The following is a 19,475-nucleotide window of genomic DNA, read 5'->3' as shown; positions in this document are numbered from 1 at the left end:
TCCCGCAGCCGCAGCCGCTCCCGCAGCCGCTCGCGCGACTGACCGACCCGGCCCGCCGGACACCGCTCAGGGTGTGTCCGGCGGGCCATCAACCTTCTGGAGGGACAGCGATGGACGAGTTGGCGGTGGACGACGGCCTGGCGGTGTGGGAGTCGGCCGAAGGTACGGAGCTCCCCGGCGGGATGCTCGCGATCGAGCGGCTCGGCGTCGGCACGCGCTGCGAGACCTGGCTGGTGTGGTCACCCGACCTGTGGGCGCCTGCCGTACTGAAGGTCGCCCGCCCGCACCAGATCCGCCACCCGCGCGCCGTCCGGTCCCTGCAGCGGGAGACGGCCGCACTCGGCGGGAACCAGCATCCGGCCCTCCCCCGGTTGCTTGCCGACGGCACCGACGACGCCATACCGCACATCGTCCTCGAGTACGTCGACGGCCCGTCCCTCGCCGACGAGATCGACGAGAACGGCGCCCTGCCCGACGACCAGGTCGCGCTGGTCGGCGCGCAGCTCCTGCCGGCTCTCGCGACCCTTCACCGCCGTGGCCTCGCGCATCTGGATCTGAAGCCGGACAACGTCGTACTGCGGGACGGCCGGCCGATCCTGATCGACTTCGGCACCGCGCGCCGGATCGGCTCGCTGCAACCGGCCGGGCATCCCGTCGGCACGCTGGGATACGCGTCGCCCGAGCAGGAGGCGTGCGCACCGGTCAGCGTCGCGATGGATCTCTACAGCCTAGGAAGCACTCTCGCCGAGTGCCTGAACCCTGGCACCGGCAAGGTCCGGCAGGTCGTCAATCGCCTGACCTCGACGGACCCAGCCGCACGCGGCACCGTCGCCGAAGCGTTGGTCGATCTCGCCGATGCGGCCGGCGAGCTGCGGCCGTGGCCCGAGTGGCTCGACCGTTTCTACCGCTCGAACTGAGTGACCTCAACCCCGGGAGCAACCTCGATCCGGGCGATCTCGTGGTAGCCGCGGGACTTGTAGAGGTTGACGGCCGGAGTGTTCGCGCTGCCGGTCGACACCAGACTGGTCCGCCGCGGCTCCCGCTCGTCGAGGTCGTCGAGCAGCGCCCGCCCATGACCGCGGCGTGCGTACGCCGGATCGACGATCAGCCGGGAGATCTCGACCGTGTCGCCGTCCGGGAACTCGTACGCCACCGCGCCGACGAGGACGTGACCGTCGTACCGGCCGAGCCAGTGCTCGGTGGACGACATCAGGCCGGCGAGGTCCTCCTGCAGTGGCGGGATGCCGTCGAAGCCGATCAGCTCCGCCTCGACGGCGTACGCGGCGTGCTGAATCGCCAGCACCCGTTCGGCAAGCGTGCGGTCGCTGAGGTCGAGAGGGCTGATCACGCCCGTCAGGCTACGCGGCCTTCCAGTAGCCCAGCGCCTTCACCCGGTGCTTCGGTACGGCGAGTTCCTTCAGGACGTACGTCGTGAGGGCCCGGGTGGTGGCGGTGTCGCACGCGATCCAGACATACGCGTCGGACGCTTCGCCGAGGAGCTTCGGAAGATCCGTCTGACGCTCGCGACCAGTTCCGCCCGTGGAATCGCACGGAGCTCGTGCCGCTCGGGGTCGATCCGGAACGGCAGCGAGTGGTCGGCGTCGTGCGAGGTCTCGAACCAGATCGTGGCCGGCAGCTTCGGCGACCGCGAGCAGGGAGTTGATGGCCGGCAACGAGGCCGGGTCGCCGATCACCAGCATCCGCTCGGGCAGCGGGTCCGGCACCTCGAACCCGGTCCCCTGCACGGTCGCCTCGATAGTGTCACCGGACTGCGCCTTGCGGGACCAGTCGCTCGCACAGCCGTCGTGCAACGCGAACTCCAGGCTGAACGTCCCGGCCCCGACATCGGGGTCGACCAGCGTGTAGGCCCGCTGGTGCGGCTTGCCAGCCGTGCCCCACGAGAACCTCCCCTAGAGTCGATGCCATTGCGGCCGAAGAATCTGACTTGTGAGTTAGCGCAGCCTAACCTAACTGAAACGAGGCCAGGAGTGAATGCTCGGGTGTTCCGGGACGCGTACGGCGTACCGCATCTGCGGGCTGGAGACCCGCTGGCTCTCGTCTACCTGCAAGGCACCAATGCCGCCGCCGACCGCGCCTGGCAGCTCGAGCTCGAGCGCCGCCGGTTCCTCGGTACGAGCGCGGCCTTCCTCGGCGTCGAGTCGGCGGGCTGGGATGTGTTCGCGCGGCAGGCCCGGCTCGCGGACACCGCGCAGCGCTGCTTCGAGGCGCTCGACGAGCAGACCCGCGAGTGGATCACGGCGTACGTCGAGGGCGTCAACCACGCGCTGCCCGGTGGGGCGGCCCGCGCTCCCGAGTTCGCCGAGACGGGGCTCACGCTGCAGGAGTGGGAGCCGTGGGCGCCGCTCGGCATCTGGCTCGCGGTGCACATCCTGTTCGCCGGCTTTCCGAGCAAGCTGTGGCGCACCCACGTCGCGCGAACGCTCGGCGACGACAAGATCGACCTGTTCACCTCGGAGGGGCCGCGGACGGCGGGCAGCAACGGCTGGATGATCCCGGGGTCGCTGTCCAGCAGCGGCCAGGCGATCGTCGCCGGCGACCCGCACCGCTACATCGAGAGCCCGGGCGTCTACCAGCAGATCCGGTTGTCCTGCCCGGAGTACGACGTACTCGGCCTCGCCGTTCCCGGGATCCCCGGAGTCGCGCACTTCGGCCACACCGGGGAGGTCGCGTGGGCGATCACCAACGCGATGGCCGACTACCAGGACCTGTACGCCGAGCAGCTCCGGCCGGCCGGGTCGGGACTGGAAGCGCTCGGACCGGATGGCTGGAGGCCGGCCCGGGTCCATACCGAGGTCGTCGAGGTGGCCGGCGCGGATGCGATCGAGATCGAGGTGATCGAGACCGAGCGTGGTCCGGTGATCGTCAACGACTCGACCCAGACGATCAGCCTGCGGTACCCGCCGCGCGTGACCGGGCGGCTCGGCTTCGAGGTCATTCCCAAGTTGCTCCGGGCAACCACAGTGGCCGACATCGATGCCGCTGTTGGCGACTGGGTGGAGCCGGTCAACGTGATGCTCGCGGCCGACACCGCGGGCGGGCTCCTCCATCGCACGGCCGGGCTGGTTCCGCGTCGTCCCGCCGAGAACATGCTGCGCGTCGTACCGGCGTGGGAAGCAGAGCATCAGTGGGACGGCTGGCATGACCCGATGCCGCGGGCAACTGTTGACGGACCGGCGGTGATGGCGAACGCGCGGGAGCTTGCAGCCTCGCTCGGCGTCGAGTTCGCTGCGCCACATCGATCACACCGGATCCGCGAGCTGGTGTCGTCACAGCCGAGCTGGTCGGTGGCCGAGATGCCGTCGATCCACAAGGACACCTACCTCGGGTCGGCTGAGTGCCTCCTGGCCCCGCTGGTCGGCCTGGAGGATCTGTCGCCGGAAGCCGTTGCCTTGCGCACCGAACTGCTCGACTGGGACCGGCGGATGGACGCGACCAGTAGCACGGCTTCGTCGTACGCCGCGATCCGGAAGGCACTCGTGTCCCGGCTGGCCGACCACTTCGGCGTGCTCGAGGACGCGCAGGTTCCCGAGGTGTTCGTGCCGTGGATGGACGTGCTCACGCATGTCTCGTACGCGGTGGAGAACCTGGTCACGACCGAGCTGATCCCGGACGTCAACGTGTCCTGGCTGGCGCGCGAGGCGTTGGAAGAGGTTGCCGCGCGCAAGCGCCGGCCGCCGTGGGGTGAGACGCATCAGCTGGCGCCGTTGCACGCGTTGCGCGGGCCGGTGTTCGCGCCGGGCGAGGAGCCGTTCGACCTCGGTCTGTCCGGTGACCACCACTGCGTGAGGTGTACGTCGTCCCTGCCGGGACTCACCGATGTGTGCGTGCGCGGCTCGGCCGCCCGCTACGCCTGGGATCTCGCGGATCGATCAGCCAGTCGATGGGTGGTTCCGCTCGGCGCGTCCGGCGTACTCGGCGACCCGCATCATCACGATCAGCTGCCGTTGTGGCTGCGTGGTGAGCTCGCGCCGATCGTCACCGAGTGGGACGCGCTCGAGCGGGAGGACCGGAGTTTCACCCACGAGATCGAGGGTTTCGGCACGGTCCGCATCGTCGAGGCGGATCCGTCGCGGGACCTCGACCTCATCCACGGCTGGGTCACGGCCGACCGCGCGAGCTTCTGGGGCATGGGCGAGTTGTCCCGGGACGAGATCGCCGCGACGTACGGGTTCCTGGACTCAGTGCCTACGCATCACGTGTACGTCGTGCAGTTGGACGGCGTACCGATCGGGCTGCTGCAGACGTACGATCCACAGGCCGATCCGGTCGGGGCGGCGTACGAGATCCAGGCCGGGGACATCGGGGCGCACCTGCTGGTCGCGCCGGGTGATCCACGGCCGGGCTTCACCGGGAACCTGCTGCGGGCGCTGGGCCAGTTCGTCTTCGTCCACCTCGGTCATCCGCGACTCGTCGCCGAGCCCGACACGCGCAACGAACGGGCGGTCGACCGCTTGTACCGGTCCGGCTTCACCATCGGCCCGGAGGTCAAGATCACGCTGTCCGACGGCACCACGAAGACCGCGCAACTCGGCTTCCTCACGGCAGAACGCTTCCTGAACTGAATGGCAGGTTCAGGTCACGGCGCCGGGGTTTCCGGCGCCGGTCTGCCTAGGCTGGACCGTATGCGACTTTTCCGGCGGCAGAAGACGGTCTCCGTGCCGGATCGGTACGGGTTCGGCGACGGCGACACGATCGAGGTGCCGGCGCGGCCCGACGCGGCACGATTGTTCGACGACGCGGACGAGAGCGAGCACACTCGGCTGGCCGTCGGGTATCTGAACCACCCGGATCCGGCCGTACGGCTGGCCGCTGTCCAGCGCGCACCCGGGATCGCCACCGTGGCGGTGGTCGAGGAACTGGTGGACCGGCTGGCCGACGACGATCCGGCCGTCCGGGCCGCCGCCGTCGCGGCGAACTGGGAGATCCACGGCGACTCCGACTGCGAGCGCCCGGTGCTGATCCTGCGCGACGAGATCCGCGGCCACACCAGGAGCTGGGGCGTTCCGAGCACGGAAGCGCTGCGGCTGGGCAAGGATCGCGCCGTCCAGGCCCTCGGCCACCTGGTGGCCGGCGCCCCGGACGACGACGCCCGCGCCCGCCTGCAGGCGTTCATCGACGAGGAGGTCGTGCTCCCCGACACCGTTGCCGCCGACCCCGATCTCGTCCTCGAGTTCATCGAGAAGGTTCAGCGCTCGAGCGAGGGCCAGGTCGCGACGTACGAGGCCTATCGCGCCGCCAACCGCACCGAGGCGCTTGCCTACCTCAACGCCCACCCGGTCACCGAGCCGTTCTACTACCTCGAGGTCGAGACCCCGGAAGGCAACTTCGGCCGCGACATCAAGGGCATCTACGACCTCTGAGCCAGGTCGGTCTGCAGGTCGGCCGCGGCGGCGTTCTGAGGCAGGGCCGGGTAGCGACTGGTGAGGTCGGCCAGGAGCGTCTGGCCGAACCGGCGTACGGCGCTCGACAGTTCGGGCATCGTCGTGGTCAGGACGGTGTCGGTGAACGTCGCGCCGACGGTCACCAGCTCACGGGCGCGCTCGAAACGCAGCTGATCCGAAGCTTCGGTGAAGGTGTACGTCGCTGCGCTGCCTGGCTCGGTCAGCTGGTCCACGACCAGCACCAGTGACCGGGTCAGGTGCAGCAAGGGAATCCAGTCGAACGCGGGGGCGATCTCGCCCTCGGGTGTGACGATCCGGAGTGAGCCGGGGAAGCCGGACCACAGCAGGTCGGCCGGCTCGGCGGTTGCCACGTCATGGCTGCGTTCCCAGCCCGCCAGGACCGCCGGATCGGTCAGTGCCCAGCTGAAGTCGATCATCGTGTCGCGTCCTCCGGGTAGATGCTGCGGACGTTACCAGCGGGGTCGACCCAGATGACGACCTTGCCGGTGCCACTCGCGCCGATGACCCGCCCGGGACCGAAGTCGTACTCGTGGCGATGGTTGCCGGTCAGCTGGTCGGTCCCGACTGGGATCGGAGCCCGGTCGACCACCTCGCGTGCCAGTGCCTCGAGACTCTCCCGGGACTGGTCGAAGTCCCGGTGGAACTTCGTACCGGCCGCCGGCGATCCGTGCCCGTGTCTCGGCACCACGTGGACCGTCCACCGGTCCTCACTCAGCCGGACCGGACCGCGGTACGGCGACAGCGCGGCCGCCGTACCTAGATCGTTGCGCTGGACAACATCGGGCATCGCCGGGTCGAGCTGGCTCCGGCGTTCCGCGTCGGACAGGCGGAGGTCGTCGTACAACTCCTGCATCTTCTGCTGGTACAGGCGACGCCGGACCGGGTCCGGGCCCTCGAAGTGTTCGGAGACCTGGAGTTCCTCGTCCAGGTAGAGGAGTTCGCCGACGCGGCCCTGGTCGTGTGCTGCGGCGGTGTGCTCGCCGGCGGACAATCGTGCCAGTTCGCGGATCTCGTGGACCACGGCGCGAGCCACGTCGTCCGGCGCGAGCCGCTCGGACACACGGACCAGGGCGTACTCGGTGTCGCCCGTGAGGCGGTACTCCGCCGGATGTCCATCGGTCACCGGCCCGGTGCCGAAGCGGAGCACGATCCGCTCGCCGTCGCGAGTCGTCACCTCGACTGTCGTCCCGTCCCCGATCGGCTCGATCGCGGACACTCCGGCAGGCCTCAGCAGTCCGCGATCCGCCAACGCACGGACAATCCGATCCGTCAGCAGCGCGTGGTCCTGGATGGGGCCATTGGCAACGAACTCGCCGAGGCCCGCGGCGGTGCCGTCCGGAGGCTGGAGGAAGTCCTTCACCTGCCGGCTGAGCTCGTCGGTCAGGATCGTGACGTCACCCGCCACGCCGGCCTCGCGTTGCAGAGCCTTGAACGCGTTGGCGGTTCTGGTCAGGTCGTTGATCGCGAGCTTGACCCGGGCCCGATCGCCGGTGGCGAGCTCCTGACTGAGGGTGTCCAGAGCCGCGCGGGCCCGTGCCAGCGCGATCACCCGCTTGGTCCGGTACGGCGTCGTGTCCGGCTCACCGAGCATGCGCCGCCACGCCTCGTCCGCGGCCGCCCGGGCACGGGTCAACGGGTCTCCGGTCACACGTTCCCCGGTGGCGGGATCGACGGTGGTGAGGTCGGGCAGCTCGCCGCGTCCATCGGTCACCTTCGCTGCGTGGGTCTTCAGTGCGGCGACCAGGTCGGCCCGGGCGGCTCGCAGTACCGCCTTGGCTTCGGGGTCGTCACGTCGTACTTCGTCGACGCGGTCGGCGTACTGCTCGATCCGGCCCAGCGCGAGGTGGCGGTCCTGCCGCTCGTGGAAGCTCTCGCCGCGCTGCGGGTTGATCGTCAGCCGTGCCGCCCGGACCGCGGCGCGGACCCGATCGGTGAAGTCCGCGCCGGTCGGCCGAACCCGGAAGAACAACTCGGCGGCGCGGTAGAGATCGTGCGCTCTCGACTGCAGTGGTCCTGCACCCGGCTGGAGTGCGTTGATCCGCGCTTGCACCTCCTGCTCGCGCAGGTTGCCGAGGAAGAGCAGCACGCCGACCTTGTCCGCCAGTTGCCCTTGGTCGATCGCGCGTTTGTTGTCGGCATCGGCGCTGTGCCGGGTATGCCGCGCGTCCTGACGGTTCGCCACCCATCGCGCGATCGGTGCCGTGAGCAACGTCGCGGTGGCGCCGATGACGGACGCGGTCAGCCACCCGGGATCCATCCCGAGTACGGCGTCCGACAGGTTGACGACGCCGAGGGTGACCAGCGGCGGGATCGTGTAGAGCGACTGGACCCAGAACGGCAGAGCGGTGTCCTGATCGTTCGCCGGGTCCGGTCCTGGTCCGGGAGTCGGCAGCGCCGTACCAGGCATTGTCGGCGGCGGGGTCTGCCGGAAGCGTTCCAGGATCCGATCGAGCAGCCTGGCGTCGGCAGGGTCTTGGGCTCCGAGTTGTTCCGCGAGCTCGACCAGCTGGACGAGCTTCGTGACCTGTTCCTGGACGGCGTCGAACAGTGCACGGCTCTCGGCGCTGTCGGCCAACTCGAGGTTGTACGAGTACGACGCGTCGGCGGCCTGGTCGGACTGGCGTTCGACGACAGCGGTGACACCGGCGGTGGCGAGGCCGGCGAACAGATTGTTCAGGAGCCCGACGATCAGGACCTCGCCGAAGTTGTCGAGTTGCCGGGCCAGTGCGGTCGGATCGGTCTCGTTCGGATTGGCAGCCCGGGGAACGGCGAGGCGGGCAGCGTCGGCGCCGCGACCGGCAAGCTCCGCAGCGACGATCGTCGGGTAACCGAGGGAGCCGGGATCCGCCTGCGTGCGGGCGAGTGCCTCGGTCGCCTCGGTGAGACGGTCGCTGAGCTGTGCGAGGAGGGCGACCAGCTCGTTCTGGTACCGCGCCGGATCGGTGGCGAACTGTCTGAGCAGTTCCTCCCGGCGGAGGATCTTGAGCTCGCTCTTCCGCCCGTCGACGAACTTCTCCGTCAGCGGTTTGATCAACGCCGATGCACCGAAGTACAAGGCGGAGGCGATCGGGACTCCGCCGGTGAGCACCGTCGCCAGGCCGACCCCGACGACGGCCGGCGCGACGTGCCGGAGCCGGTAGCGCCAGTTCGACGTCCGCAGGGTCGAGGGATCGAGATCCTCGACGGGATTGCCGGCCAGGCCGTACGGGTCGGACTCCAGTTGACCCAGGATGCCGGGGTTCCGTTTGGTCACCGCCTTCAGCCGGTCCCCCTGCGTCTCCGAGTTGGCGGCGTTCTTGTGGCCGTCGAGCCAGCGTTGCGCGATCCCGGACAGCACCGCGACGGCGACTGCGGGGACGCCGAGGGTAAGTGCGGTGGCGAGGTTGTCGGTGACCGCCATTCCGACGGACGTGGCGGTCGCCGGGACGCCGACCAGGACGAGTTCCTTCGCGACGTAGACCCGGGTGCGCGCCCGGCTGTCGCCGGCGGTCCATCCGCGGGTCAGGTGGTTGAGCAGTGCCCGGTCCGAGCCGGCCACGGTACGACGCCAACGCGCGTCCGTCTGGCCTTGCGCGACACCCAGGTGCTCCATCAGCGCGCGGACCTCGTTCTGGATGTTCTGCCGCCGGATCGCGCTGTACGCCGCCGTCGTCTCACCTTGCTGCCGCAACAACCGCGCTTCTGCTAGTCGGCCACCGTCCTCCCGCGACAGCCTGGTGTCCACCCTGGGCTGAGTGCCTGGCCGCAAGGCATCGGGTCCGGCCCGGCCCGCATTCGCCAACTGGTGCAGCAGATTCGCCATCGTCCGCGCGACCACTGGGCCCTTGGCGCGATCCGAGACTGTGACCGTGGCGGGCCCTTTCCCGTCCGCCCGTACGACGAACTCCCCAGGATGCCCGCCGTCCACACGCGCCGCCCGGACGATCAGGTCGAACGGCGCACCCTCCCATGGTGTGACGACGTACCTGTTCTCGCCCACCCGCTCAACAGACTCGATCTCCGCCGCGGCGAGAACATCCGAGTCCGCCAACGCCGCATGAATCTCCTTCTCGACCGCGTCCCACCCCGGCGTCAGCCGCCCGTTCCCGCTAAACCACAACAACCCCCGAGCCACCCCCCGAACAACCCCACCACTCCCCGCCCCCAAGGCAGCCAGCCCCGGCTGACCACTCCGCCCGTTCCTGCCGGCCCGGTCGCTGCGGCCGTTCCCGTCGCTGCTGTCGCCGCGGTCGTTCCTATCGGTGCTGTCGCTGCGGTCGTACCCGTCGCTGCGGCCGTTCCCGTCGCCGCGGTCGCTAGGGTCGTACCCGTCGCCGCCGTCGCTACCGTCGTTCCCGTCGCCGCCGTCGCTGCGGCCGTTCCCGTCGCCGCCGTCGCTGCGGCCGTACCCGTCGCCGCGGTCGCTACGGTCGTTCCCGTCGCCGCGGTCGCTACGGTCGTTCCCGTCGCCGCGGTCGCTACGGTCGTTCCCGTCACTGCGGCCGTCCCCGTCGGTGCTGTCGCTGCGGCCGTCCCCGTCGCTGCGGCCGCTACGGTCGTTCCCGTCGCTGCGGCCGTTCCCGTCGCTGCTGTCGTTGCGGTTGTCCTGGTCGCCTGCCTCGTCGCCGGATCGGAGCCCGGGTGGTGGGGGCGGTGGGTTGTCGTCCGTGGGTCCCTTGGTCCCTGCCTGGCCTTCCGGCGTGCCCGAGTCGGCTGAGACGTCCTGTCCGGCCAGTGCTCGGACAACCGCCGAATCCTCCGATGACTGATCGCCCCGGCCGCGCTGTGCGATCTGGGTGTCTCGCCGACCTCGACTGGTGTCGTCGCCACTTGTTCCGTCCGCTGCGCTCGTCGGCTGCGCGTTGGCGGCCGGATCGGCCCGAACCGACGACGGTGACTCAGTCGGCGCAGACCCGCCGGGCCCAGCCGACGCGGCGGCGGCCGAGGCGCCGGCCGCGGGGACGGTCGGCGCAGGGAGGGCCGAGTTGCCGGCTCGGGCGCTGCCGGCCAGCGGGGTGCTCGCACCCGGAGGCGCGGACGTGACCGGCGCAGTCTGCGTAACAGCCGGACGCGCAGGGGTGACTGGTGCAGCCTGCGTAACAGCCGGAGGTGCCGGTGTGACCGGCGCAGCCTGTGTAGGAGCCGGAGGCGCGGACGTGACCGCAGCAGCCGGAGGCGCCGGTGTGACCGGTGCAGCCTGTGTCGCAGTCGGGGGTGCGGGTGTGGCCGGCGCAGCCTGTGTCGCAGCCGGAGGGGTGGGGGTGACCGGCGCAGCCTGCGTCGCAGTCGGAGGTGCGGGTGTGGCTGGTGCAGCCTGCGTAGCAGCCGGAGGCGCCGGTGTGACCGGCGCAGCCTGCGTCGCAGTCGGAGGTGCGGGTGTGGCTGGTGCAGCCGGCGTGACAGCCGGAGGGGTGGGGGTGACCGGCGCAGCCTGCGTAGTAGCCGGAGAAGTGGGGGTGGCTGGTGCGGCGGGCGTGGGGGGCGGGGTGGATTGGGGTGCGGTGGGTGGTGGCGGGACGGCTGGAGGGTCTGTGGGGGGGGGGGGTGCGGTGTGTGCGGGGGTGAGAGGGGGCGTGGGTTGGTTGGTTTGGGCATTGGGTTGAGGGGGTGGGGAGTCCAGGGCTGGGGTGGTGTTGTCGGCGGGATTGGAAGTGTTGTGTGCGTCGGCGGGGCGGATGGGGGTGTTGTCGTGGTGTGCGACTGGGTGGGGGGCACTGCGGACCGGGGGTGGTGCGTCGGTGGCGGTTTGGCTGTGGTCTAGCGAGGGTGCGCTGTGGTTGCTGGAGGTTCCGGTGGGGGCGTCGGCGTTCACCGGCGTACCGGTGGTTCCGGGGGAGGGAGTGACCGAGGTTGCCGTGGCAGGAGGGGAGCCGGGCGCGGTTGCCGCAGCCGGAGCCGGGGCGGACGCTGGGGCTGGGGTGGGTGCTGGGGTGACCTGGGGGCGGGGGGTCAGGGTGGTGGGGTTTAGGCCGGCGTGGTTGGCGAGGTTGGTGGTGGCTAGCTGGCCGAGGCTGTGGGCGCCGGTGACGCCGTTGGCTCGGAGTACTCCGTGGATGCCGGAGCCGACCCAGTTGTCGTCGATGGACTGGACGTAGCCGCGGCCGTCGAGGAGGCCCATCCAGTTCCAGTCCAGTACGTCGTTCGCCATCTTGCTGGAGATCGGCGAGCTGATCGCGTTGGCCCCGAAGGCGCTGACGAACGTGCTGCCCTGACGCTGCACCCAGTTCGCGGCCCCGGCCCGGTCCAGTCCCCGGCCCACGAAGTTGCCGGCGGCATGGAACGGCTTCCCGACGAGCTTCGACACGGGGTCGCCGAGTGCGCCGCCGAGCGCCGCCTGCTGCATCTGCCGGCGGCCGAAGTCGGTGTTCAGCAGGTCGTTGTTGATCAACGGCGGGATCGTCGCGAACAGTTCGTCGGCGGCCTCCTTCGCCATGCCGATCGCGAGCTCTTTCGGCAGCTCCTTCAGCGTCATCGGAGCACCCAGCAACTTCGGGAACGTCGTTGCCGCCGCACGCGCGGCGAAACTCTCCAGCAGTCCGCTCACCACGCGCGCCGTACCCCTGGAGATGAGGTACCGGGCAACCGCGCCGGCCGCCACTCCGGCCGGACCGCCCGCGAAGGTCGCCGCGTAGAAGACCAGGTTGGCCGCGACCTCCCAGACAATCTGTTCCTTCGTGTACTTGACCTCGACGGCGTAGGCCCGGACCGACTCGGCGATGCCGTGCGCGGCGGCGGCCGTCGCTCCCGCTCCACCCGGGTCCGCGCCGGCGAACTTGCTCACCGAGGCGTTGAACGCACCGCCCGCATAGTCCGGCCAGTTCGTGGCGATGATCGGCACCTGGGTCCGGGCCGCCTTGGCGACGTCGTCCGCCAGCTTGCTCAGGTCGTCCCAGGCCGTGGCCAGGACCTCGCGGAGCACGTCCTCGTCGGCGTCCGGGAAGCCGAGCTGGTCACCGACCCAGTCGATCAGCGACCGCACCAACGGCCAGAAGTCCCACTGGTCGTCGGGCGGCGGCGCGACCGGCATGGACGGTCAGGCCCGCCGGATGCGGTCCAGGACCTGCCGGTACTGCTGATCGACCTGCTCGTACTGGCCGGCCTCCTCGATCAGGCTGTTGCCGAGGTCCGTCATGGTCTTGGCGGCGGCTCGCGTCCCGTCCTTCACGCTGGTCGCAGGCAGGTTGTACTGCAGGTGGAAGTTGTCGGCGGCACTCCCGGTGCCGATGCTGAACTCGTTCTCGTTGATCCGCTGGATGATCTGTTCCGCGGCCGTCGCGGCCTGTGCCCCGGTGGCCGTCATCGACGAGCCCGAGGTCCGCACGACATCGGTGTCCATCTCCATCCGGCCGGCGTTCACCTTGGCCATGAGTCGTTCCCTCCGTTGCGCTTGCGTAGCTCGGCCAGGACCGGCTCGATCGGGATCTGGTCCTGCTCGGCGGTTGGCAACACCTTGCGTACGACGGCGAACGCCTGCCGGGCGGCGTCCTCCAGCGCGTCGCCGATCGTCTCCTTGATGACGCCGGCCAAGGCAGACGAGTCCGGGGTCCGGTAGATCCGCGGATCGAGCTCGAGCTCGACCAGTCCGCCGTCGCCGTCGACAACCGCCCGCACGAGACCGTCGTCGGACTCGGCCGTGCCGCGCACCTCGGCCGCGGCGCGGCGGGCGGCGCCCAGCTCTTCGGCCAGCTTGGTCAGGTCGTCGATCATGCGAGCAGGATGACCGCCCACAACCCGGCCCGGACCGCGGTGACAGCTTTCGGCCAGGACCGCGGTCACTCCCGCCGATCCGGTCACGATGAAGCGTGCCCAAGAGAATCACCGCACTGCTGCTCACGGTCCTGGCCAGCACTTTGGCGACGCCGTACGACGTTGCCGTCGCCAAGCCACCGCCGGGCCTGTGTACGAACGCCGATGCGGCTCTGCCCGTCATCCGTCAATTGCCGTGGGCGCAGCAGATCCTCGACCCGGCTCGGGTCTGGCCGTACAGCACCGGCGCCGGAGTCCTGGTCGCAGTGGTCGACAGCGGTGTCGACTCCGACCATCCGCAACTGCGCCGCCCGGGCAAGGTGGCCGCGGGCGAGGACTTCTTCCAGGTCGGACGGCTCCGCGCGAACTTCGACTGCGACTCTCACGGCACCGCTGTCGCCGGCATCATCGCCGCGGACGCTGCCGCCGGCATCGGGTTCCGCGGGATCGCCCCGCAGGCGCGCATCCTTCCGGTCCGGGTCAGTGAGCGCGGCAGCACCGACGGCACCGCGAACGAGATCGACCCGCTGGTCCTTGCCCAGGGCATCAGATATGCGGCGGATCAGGGCGCGGACGTGATCAACCTGTCGCTGGCCGGTGCCCGCGACGACAAGGTGGTCCGGCAGGCAGTCGCCTACGCCCAGCGCAAGGACGTCCTCGTCATCGCCGCGGTCGGCAACGGCCAGCGCGACGACACGATCCGGCCGTCGTACCCAGCGGCGTACCCCGGTGTGCTCGGCGTCGGCGCGACGGACATTGCCGGGACCAGGCTGCAGAGCTCCCAGATCGGTCCGTACGTCGACCTGATGGCGCCCGGTGGATCGGTGGTCGGGGCGGCGCGCAGCGGTGGTCACAACTACTACAGCGGCACGAGTTTCGCCGTACCGTTCGTTGCCGGGACTGCCGCATTGGTCCGGGCAGCCTGGCCCAACCTCACCGCGCCCCAAGTAGCGCAACGACTGCTGGCGACGACGATGCCGGCCCGTGGCGGCAGCAGCCGCGCGGCGTACGGCGTCGGCATTGTCGATCCCTATCGCGCGGTCACGGACGGCCTGACCACCAAGCGGCCCGCGGTGATGCCGACCATGGCCCATCCCCCGGTCGATGAGGTCGCCGCGGCACGCACCGCCGGCGAGCAGCGCCTGATGTCCAGGGCATGGCACGGCTCAGGCCTCGTGATCGCGGCCGCGCTGCTGGCCCTACTCGTCGCCCTGATCGTCCCGCAGGCAGTACGACGGCGCTGGCGCCCGGGACGTACGCCCGAACCGGCGACCGAGCCGATCCGGGACGAGGCGCCGGACCAGCTGTTCCTGCTGCCGCCACCACCGGCTGAACGCTGAGCCGAATGCTGTTGCCACAGACAAACAAATGGCTCCGGTGTCCGCACTGGACACCGGAGCCATCGCACCTCAGCCCGTCAGTAGCGTGCCGCCGCACGGGCGACGGTGGCCATGTTCTCGGCCACGGCCTGGGTACCGGCGATCCGGAGATGGTTCTGCATCTCCTGCATCGCCGCGGTGACCTGGTCCCACGCCTGGTTCACCTCGGTGAACCGGCCTCCGGCGTTGTCCAGCAGGTCCTGGGCGGTGAGCCCGACGGTCCGCAGCCAGGCGTCCTTGTCCGCCATCACCGCGGTGTGGGTCGCCTGGACCTGACCCAGCATTCCTTCGACTGTGCCGAACTCGCACTTCTTCAATCCCACGAGATCAACTCCTCGGTTCGGCGACCGGTCAGAGCACGCCGCTGAACATCGGTGCCTGCACCTTGTTCAGCGAGGCGGCCTGCACCATGTCGGTTTCCATGTAGTCGTTCAGATGCGCACCGGTGTCGGCGCTCACCTTGTGCAGCGCGGCGATCAGCTTGCCCATGCCGTCGGCCCAGCTCTGGTGGGCGTTGCCGAAGCCGAGTGCCTGATCCATGTGCCACCCGGTGCCGACGACGGCGCCGACCTCACCGCTCAGCCGGGTCACGTGACCGTGCAGGCTGTCCGCCGTACCGCTGGACGTCACCTGCGCGTGCTGCGCGGACTCGGTCACCATGTGCAGTTGGTTGGAGGGACTCGCCATCCTGGCTCTCCTTTCTGCCATCGCGGTCGGGCACCGGACGGTCCGGGCCGGCGACCGGAGTCGCGGATCCTCGATGCCGCGACTCGCGTTCGACGCTAGGTGTCGCACGTGGAGGGCGTTGTCCGGCGGCACCTTCCTGCCACCGCCGCCCGGGGCGCCTCCGGCCGCCCGACGATCGAGACCTGCCGACCCGAGGAGACCCGAGATGGCAACGGTCATCGTCAAGCGCCCCGCGCGCCGTCCGGCACCGGAACTGCCGGCCGGAGAACTGCTGCTGGACGCGCCACCCGAGATCCCGCTGCCGAGCGGACGGCAGTGGACGCAGGGCCTGATGATGCTGCCGATGGTGGCGATGATGGGCGCGATGCTGCTCAGCTTCTCCGGCAACCTCCGGTCCAGTCTCAGGCTGGTCATCTACGGCCTGTTCGGCGCGGCCATCCTCGGCATGGTGATCGTCGCGATCCTGCAGGCGGGTGGTACGGGCAAACGCGAGATGGGCCACGCGCGTCGCGCCTATCTCCGGCAGCTCGCGCAGCACCGGCTGCGGCTGAACCGCGCGATCGGCCGGCAACGAGACGCCCTGTACTACGCCCATCCGCACCCCGAGGCGCTGTGGAGCCTCGCCGCGAGTTACCGGCTCTGGGAACGCCGTCGCGACGACGGCGACTTCGGTGTGGCCCGGATCGGTGCCGGACGGCAGAGCGCGCCGATCACCTTGGTGCCACCGGACACGCAACCGCTGGAACGCCTGGAACCCCTGTCCGCGTTGGCCCTCCGCCGCTTCCTCGCGACGTACGCCGAGGTCCCCGGACTGCCGCTCGCGATCTCGGTCGGCGGCTTCAGCCGGATCCACGTCCGTGGCGATCGCGACCGCGCTCTCGCTCTGACTCGGGCGTTGCTGGCTCAGCTGGCCACCTTCCAGGCACCGGACGACCTGCGCATCGCAGTGTGCGCGGGCGGTGCCGAGCAACCGGACTGGGAATGGCTCAAGTGGTTGCCACACGCACTGCATCCACAACGCGTCGACGCGGTCGGACCGATCCGCCTGGTCGCACCCGCCATCACGGCGATCGAGGCGATGCTCGAGGACCTGATCGCGAATCGGCCGCGGTTCGATCCCGAGAACGACAGCAGGAACACCGGACCGTTGGTCGTCGTCATCATCGACGGCGGCGACCTGGCCGGCTCCGACCACCTGATGACCGACGGTGGCGTGGAGGGTGTGGTCGTCATCGACCTCAGCAGTACGCCGCCCCGCGCTCTCGACCCGAGCTGCATCGTGCTGGATATCGATGCCGCCGGCAACCTGTTGACCGAGACGATCGACGGCTCGGCCGAGCTCGGTCAGGCGGACGCACTGGAACTGTCACTGGCCGAGGCACTCGCCCGCCAGCTGGCGCCGCTCCGGCTGACCGCGGGCGCGGTCGGAGAGCAACCGCTGAGCGCGGAACTCGGGCTGGCCGAACTGCTCGAGCTCGGCGACCCGTACTCGTTCGATCCCGTCCAGACCTGGGTGCAGCGGCCGAACCGGGACCGGCTCCGGCTGCGCTTCGGTCTCCGGCCCGACGGGATGCCGATCGAGATCGACCTGAAGGAGTCCGCCCAGGACGGGATGGGCCCGCACGGCCTGCTGATCGGCGCCACCGGCTCCGGCAAGAGCGAACTGCTCCGCACTCTCGTGCTGGGCATGGCCATCACCCACCCACCCCGGTCGCTGAACTTCGCCCTGGTCGACTTCAAGGGCGGGGCGACCTTCACCCGGCTCGACCGGCTCCCGCACACCAGCGCTGTGATCACGAACCTGGCCGAGGAGCTCGACCTGGTGGACCGGATGACCGACGCGCTGAACGGCGAGTTGCTCCGCCGGCAGGAGCTGTTACGCGCGGCCGGCAGCTTCTCCTCCCTCCGCGACTACGAGAAGGCCAGGGCCGCCGGAACGCCGCTCGAGGAGGTCCCGACGCTGCTGGTGATCGTCGACGAGTTCAGCGAGTTGCTCAGCGCCAAGCCGGACTTCATCGACACCTTCGTCCAGATCGGCCGGGTCGGCCGCTCGCTCGGCGTCCATCTGCTGCTGGCCAGCCAGAAGCTGGACGAGGGCCGGCTCCGCGGTCTGGACGCACACCTGTCCTACCGAATCGCGTTGCGGACGTTCTCCGACATGGACAGCCGGGCTGTCCTCGGCAACGGCGACGCGTTCAAACTGCCGCGACCGCCGGGCCACGGCTTCCTCAAGTCCGGCACCGAGGCGATGATCCGGTTCCGGTCCGCCTACGTCTCCGGAGTGCACCAGCGCCCGGTCGCCCACCCGACCGGGCACAGCTATCACGACGGTCCCGAGCTGATGCCGTACTCGACCAGCTTCCACGCACCGACCGTCGACGACGGCGCCGAGGAGCCGACCTTCGACGAGGTCAACGACGACCTGATCGGCGAGAGCCTGCTCGACATCCTGGTCGATCGGCTGACCGGTCGCGGTGACCCCGCTCATCAGGTCTGGCTGCCGCCGCTCGACGAAGCGCCCGCGGTCGGCGAACTGTACGGCGAGCTCGTGACGGACCCGGCTCGGGGTCTGGGAGTTGCGGCTCCGGCCTGGCAAGGCGGTCTCCAGGCGATCGCCGGAGTCGTCGACCGGCCGCTCGAGCAACGCCGCGACCCACTCGTCCTGGACCTGTCCGGCGGGGCTGGCCACGTGGTCGTGATCGGTGGCCCGCAGAGTGGCAAGAGCACGACGATCCAGACGATCATCGCCGGCCTGGCGCTGACCCACACTCCGTCCGAGGTCCAGTTCTACTGCTTGGACTTCGGCGGTGGTGCGCTCGGTCCGCTCCGCGACCTGCCGCACGTCGGTGGCGTCGCCGCCCGCCAGAACACCGGTGCGGTACGCCGGACCGTGGCGGAGGTCGCCGGTCTGCTCGACCGCCGCGAGCGCCAGTTCGCGGGCGAGGAGATCGACGGCATGGCGACGTACCGGCAGCGCCGGGCGGCCGGTGAGTTCGCCGACGATGCATTCGGCGACGTGTTTCTGGTGGTCGACGGGTGGGGCGTCCTGCGCAGCGACTTCGAGGAACTTGAACCGCAGATCGCCGACATCGCGGCCCGCGGGCTGTCGTACGGCGTCCACGTCGTCCTCAGCTGTTCCCGGTCGTACGAACTGCGGATGAACATCCGCGACCTGCTCGGCACCCGGCTCGAGCTCAAGCTCGGCGATCCGATCGACTCGATGGTGGACCGGATCGCCGCGCTGGCCGTGCCGGCCAACCGGCCGGGACGCGGGATCACGACGACCAAGCACCAGATGCTGATCGGGTTGCCGCACCTGACCCGGCGTACGACGGAGACCCCGGCTGCCGCGATGACCGCGTTCGTGCAGGCGGTGGCCGCGGCGTGGACCGGTGACCGGGCACCCGCCGTACGGTTGCTACCAGCAACTTTCCCGTACGCCGCCCTGCCGGCCCGCGACCGGGTCGACGGAACCGGCCATCGGCTGTCCATCGGTCTGTCCGAGCACAACCTGCGGCCGGCCGAGCTCGACTTCGGCGTGGAGCCGCACCTGCTGCTGTTCGGCGACGCGGAGTCCGGCAAGTCCGCTTTCCTGCGGGTGCTGGCCCGGCGCATCGTCGCGTCGTACGAGCCGGAGCAGGCGCGCATCATCATGGTCGACCACCGGCGCGCCTTGCTCGGCGAGGTGAGCACACCGCACCTGATCGGGTACGGCGCGGATCGCGCGGCGACCGCCCACCTGATGTCGGAGGCGGCGCGGTCGATGGCCGAGCGGCTGCCACCGGACGACGTCACGCCGGAACAGCTGCGGCGACGGAGCTGGTGGACGGGCCCGGAGTTGTTCGTCCTGGTGGACGACTACGACCTCGTTGTCACCCCGCTCGAGAACCCGTTCGTGCCCCTGCTCGACTTCGTCCAGCACGGCCGGGACATCGGGTTCCACCTGGTCGTGACGCGGCGGATGAACGGCGCGGGACGGTCGTTGTACGAGCCGTTCATCGCCCGGATGCGCGACGTCGGCACCCCCGGCGTGATGCTGTCCGGCGATCCGATGGAAGGGCCGCTGCTGGGTGGGCTCAAACCCGAGAGCTTTCCGCCCGGGCGAGGCCGCCTGATCCGCCACCGGGGTGAGCCGCAGCTGGTCCAGCTGGCCTGGCAGCCACCCAGCGAGGAGGACGCCTGACCACGACCCGAGCAGCACCCTTCCTACTCGTACTTCGGGAGAACCACATGGGTTACGACGGAATGCACGGCCACACAG

The 19,475-nt window shown here is 70.2% G+C and carries 13 protein-coding genes and 1 pseudogene; 5 read left to right on the top strand and 9 right to left on the bottom strand.

Annotation, left to right across the window (positions count from 1 at the left end; genetic code table 11):
- Window positions 1–110: 110 nt before the first annotated feature.
- Window positions 111–917: a serine/threonine-protein kinase gene (locus tag E0H73_RS28685; protein WP_131361682.1), complete on the top strand. Its 807-nt coding sequence runs from the start codon at window positions 111–113 to the stop codon at window positions 915–917.
- Here E0H73_RS28685 and E0H73_RS28680 read toward each other — a convergent pair.
- The 3 genes and pseudogenes from E0H73_RS28680 to E0H73_RS48445 form a co-directional block, all read right to left on the bottom strand.
- Complete coding sequence (locus E0H73_RS28680; RefSeq protein WP_131361681.1) at window positions 902–1,348, bottom strand: GNAT family N-acetyltransferase; 447 nt, start codon at window positions 1,346–1,348, stop codon at window positions 902–904. The two genes, E0H73_RS28685 and E0H73_RS28680, sit on opposite strands and share 16 nt — an antisense overlap.
- A 10-nt stretch (window positions 1,349–1,358) precedes the next feature.
- Window positions 1,359–1,811, bottom strand: a complete 453-nt coding sequence (locus tag E0H73_RS28675; protein WP_238164340.1) for a siderophore-interacting protein — start codon at window positions 1,809–1,811, stop codon at window positions 1,359–1,361.
- Window positions 1,812–1,859: pseudogene (locus tag E0H73_RS48445) on the bottom strand (hypothetical protein); the annotation flags it as partial. It abuts the gene before it with no gap.
- Window positions 1,860–1,988: 129 nt separating this feature from the next.
- On the opposite strand from E0H73_RS48445, the gene E0H73_RS28670 reads away from it, so the two are divergent.
- The gene (locus tag E0H73_RS28670) at window positions 1,989–4,583 is read left to right on the top strand and encodes a GNAT family N-acetyltransferase (protein WP_131361680.1); all 2,595 of its coding nucleotides are present in this window, start codon (window positions 1,989–1,991) and stop codon (window positions 4,581–4,583) included.
- Window positions 4,584–4,643: 60 nt separating this feature from the next.
- A complete protein-coding gene (locus tag E0H73_RS28665; RefSeq protein WP_165555854.1) occupies window positions 4,644–5,381 on the top strand; it encodes a HEAT repeat domain-containing protein in 738 nt (245 codons plus the stop codon).
- Here E0H73_RS28665 and E0H73_RS28660 read toward each other — a convergent pair.
- From E0H73_RS28660 to E0H73_RS28635, 4 genes are read right to left on the bottom strand one after another with little or no spacing between them, the layout of a single operon-like run.
- Window positions 5,369–5,839, bottom strand: a complete 471-nt coding sequence (locus tag E0H73_RS28660; RefSeq protein WP_131361678.1) for a hypothetical protein — start codon at window positions 5,837–5,839, stop codon at window positions 5,369–5,371. The two genes, E0H73_RS28665 and E0H73_RS28660, sit on opposite strands and share 13 nt — an antisense overlap.
- A complete protein-coding gene (locus E0H73_RS46055) occupies window positions 5,836–12,429 on the bottom strand; it encodes a WXG100-like domain-containing protein (RefSeq protein WP_165555853.1) in 6,594 nt (2,197 codons plus the stop codon). The genes E0H73_RS28660 and E0H73_RS46055 overlap by 4 nt, the downstream gene beginning before the upstream one ends.
- 6 nt (window positions 12,430–12,435) lie before the next feature.
- The gene (locus tag E0H73_RS28640; RefSeq protein ID WP_131361674.1) at window positions 12,436–12,768 is read right to left on the bottom strand and encodes a type VII secretion target; all 333 of its coding nucleotides are present in this window, start codon (window positions 12,766–12,768) and stop codon (window positions 12,436–12,438) included.
- Window positions 12,756–13,109 carry a YbaB/EbfC family nucleoid-associated protein gene (locus E0H73_RS28635; RefSeq protein ID WP_131361673.1) on the bottom strand — a complete coding sequence of 118 codons (354 nt, stop codon included), beginning with the start codon at window positions 13,107–13,109 and terminating at the stop codon, window positions 12,756–12,758. The genes E0H73_RS28640 and E0H73_RS28635 overlap by 13 nt, the downstream gene beginning before the upstream one ends.
- Before the next feature lie 95 nt (window positions 13,110–13,204).
- Between E0H73_RS28635 and mycP the strand changes: the two genes are divergently transcribed.
- The gene (gene mycP, locus E0H73_RS28630) at window positions 13,205–14,488 is read left to right on the top strand and encodes a type VII secretion-associated serine protease mycosin (protein WP_202867595.1); all 1,284 of its coding nucleotides are present in this window, start codon (window positions 13,205–13,207) and stop codon (window positions 14,486–14,488) included.
- Window positions 14,489–14,565: 77 nt separating this feature from the next.
- Here mycP and E0H73_RS28625 read toward each other — a convergent pair whose 3' ends face one another.
- Complete coding sequence (locus E0H73_RS28625; RefSeq protein WP_131361672.1) at window positions 14,566–14,850, bottom strand: hypothetical protein; 285 nt, start codon at window positions 14,848–14,850, stop codon at window positions 14,566–14,568.
- Window positions 14,851–14,878: 28 nt separating this feature from the next.
- Entirely contained in the window at window positions 14,879–15,214 is a 336-nt protein-coding gene (locus tag E0H73_RS28620) for a WXG100 family type VII secretion target (RefSeq protein ID WP_131361671.1), read from the bottom strand.
- Between the two features lie 205 nt (window positions 15,215–15,419).
- Here E0H73_RS28620 and eccCa point away from each other — a divergent pair, with 205 nt between their 5' ends.
- Window positions 15,420–19,397 (top strand): type VII secretion protein EccCa, encoded by a 3,978-nt coding sequence (gene eccCa, locus E0H73_RS28615; protein WP_131361670.1) that lies wholly within the window; start codon window positions 15,420–15,422, stop codon window positions 19,395–19,397.
- Window positions 19,398–19,475: the final 78 nt, after the last annotated feature.

Source organism: Kribbella pittospori (genome assembly GCF_004331465.1).
Lineage (GTDB): Bacteria > Actinomycetota > Actinomycetes > Propionibacteriales > Kribbellaceae > Kribbella > Kribbella pittospori.
The sequence above is the reverse complement of the archived record's forward strand: the minus strand, read 5'-3'. Positions and strand labels throughout refer to the sequence as shown.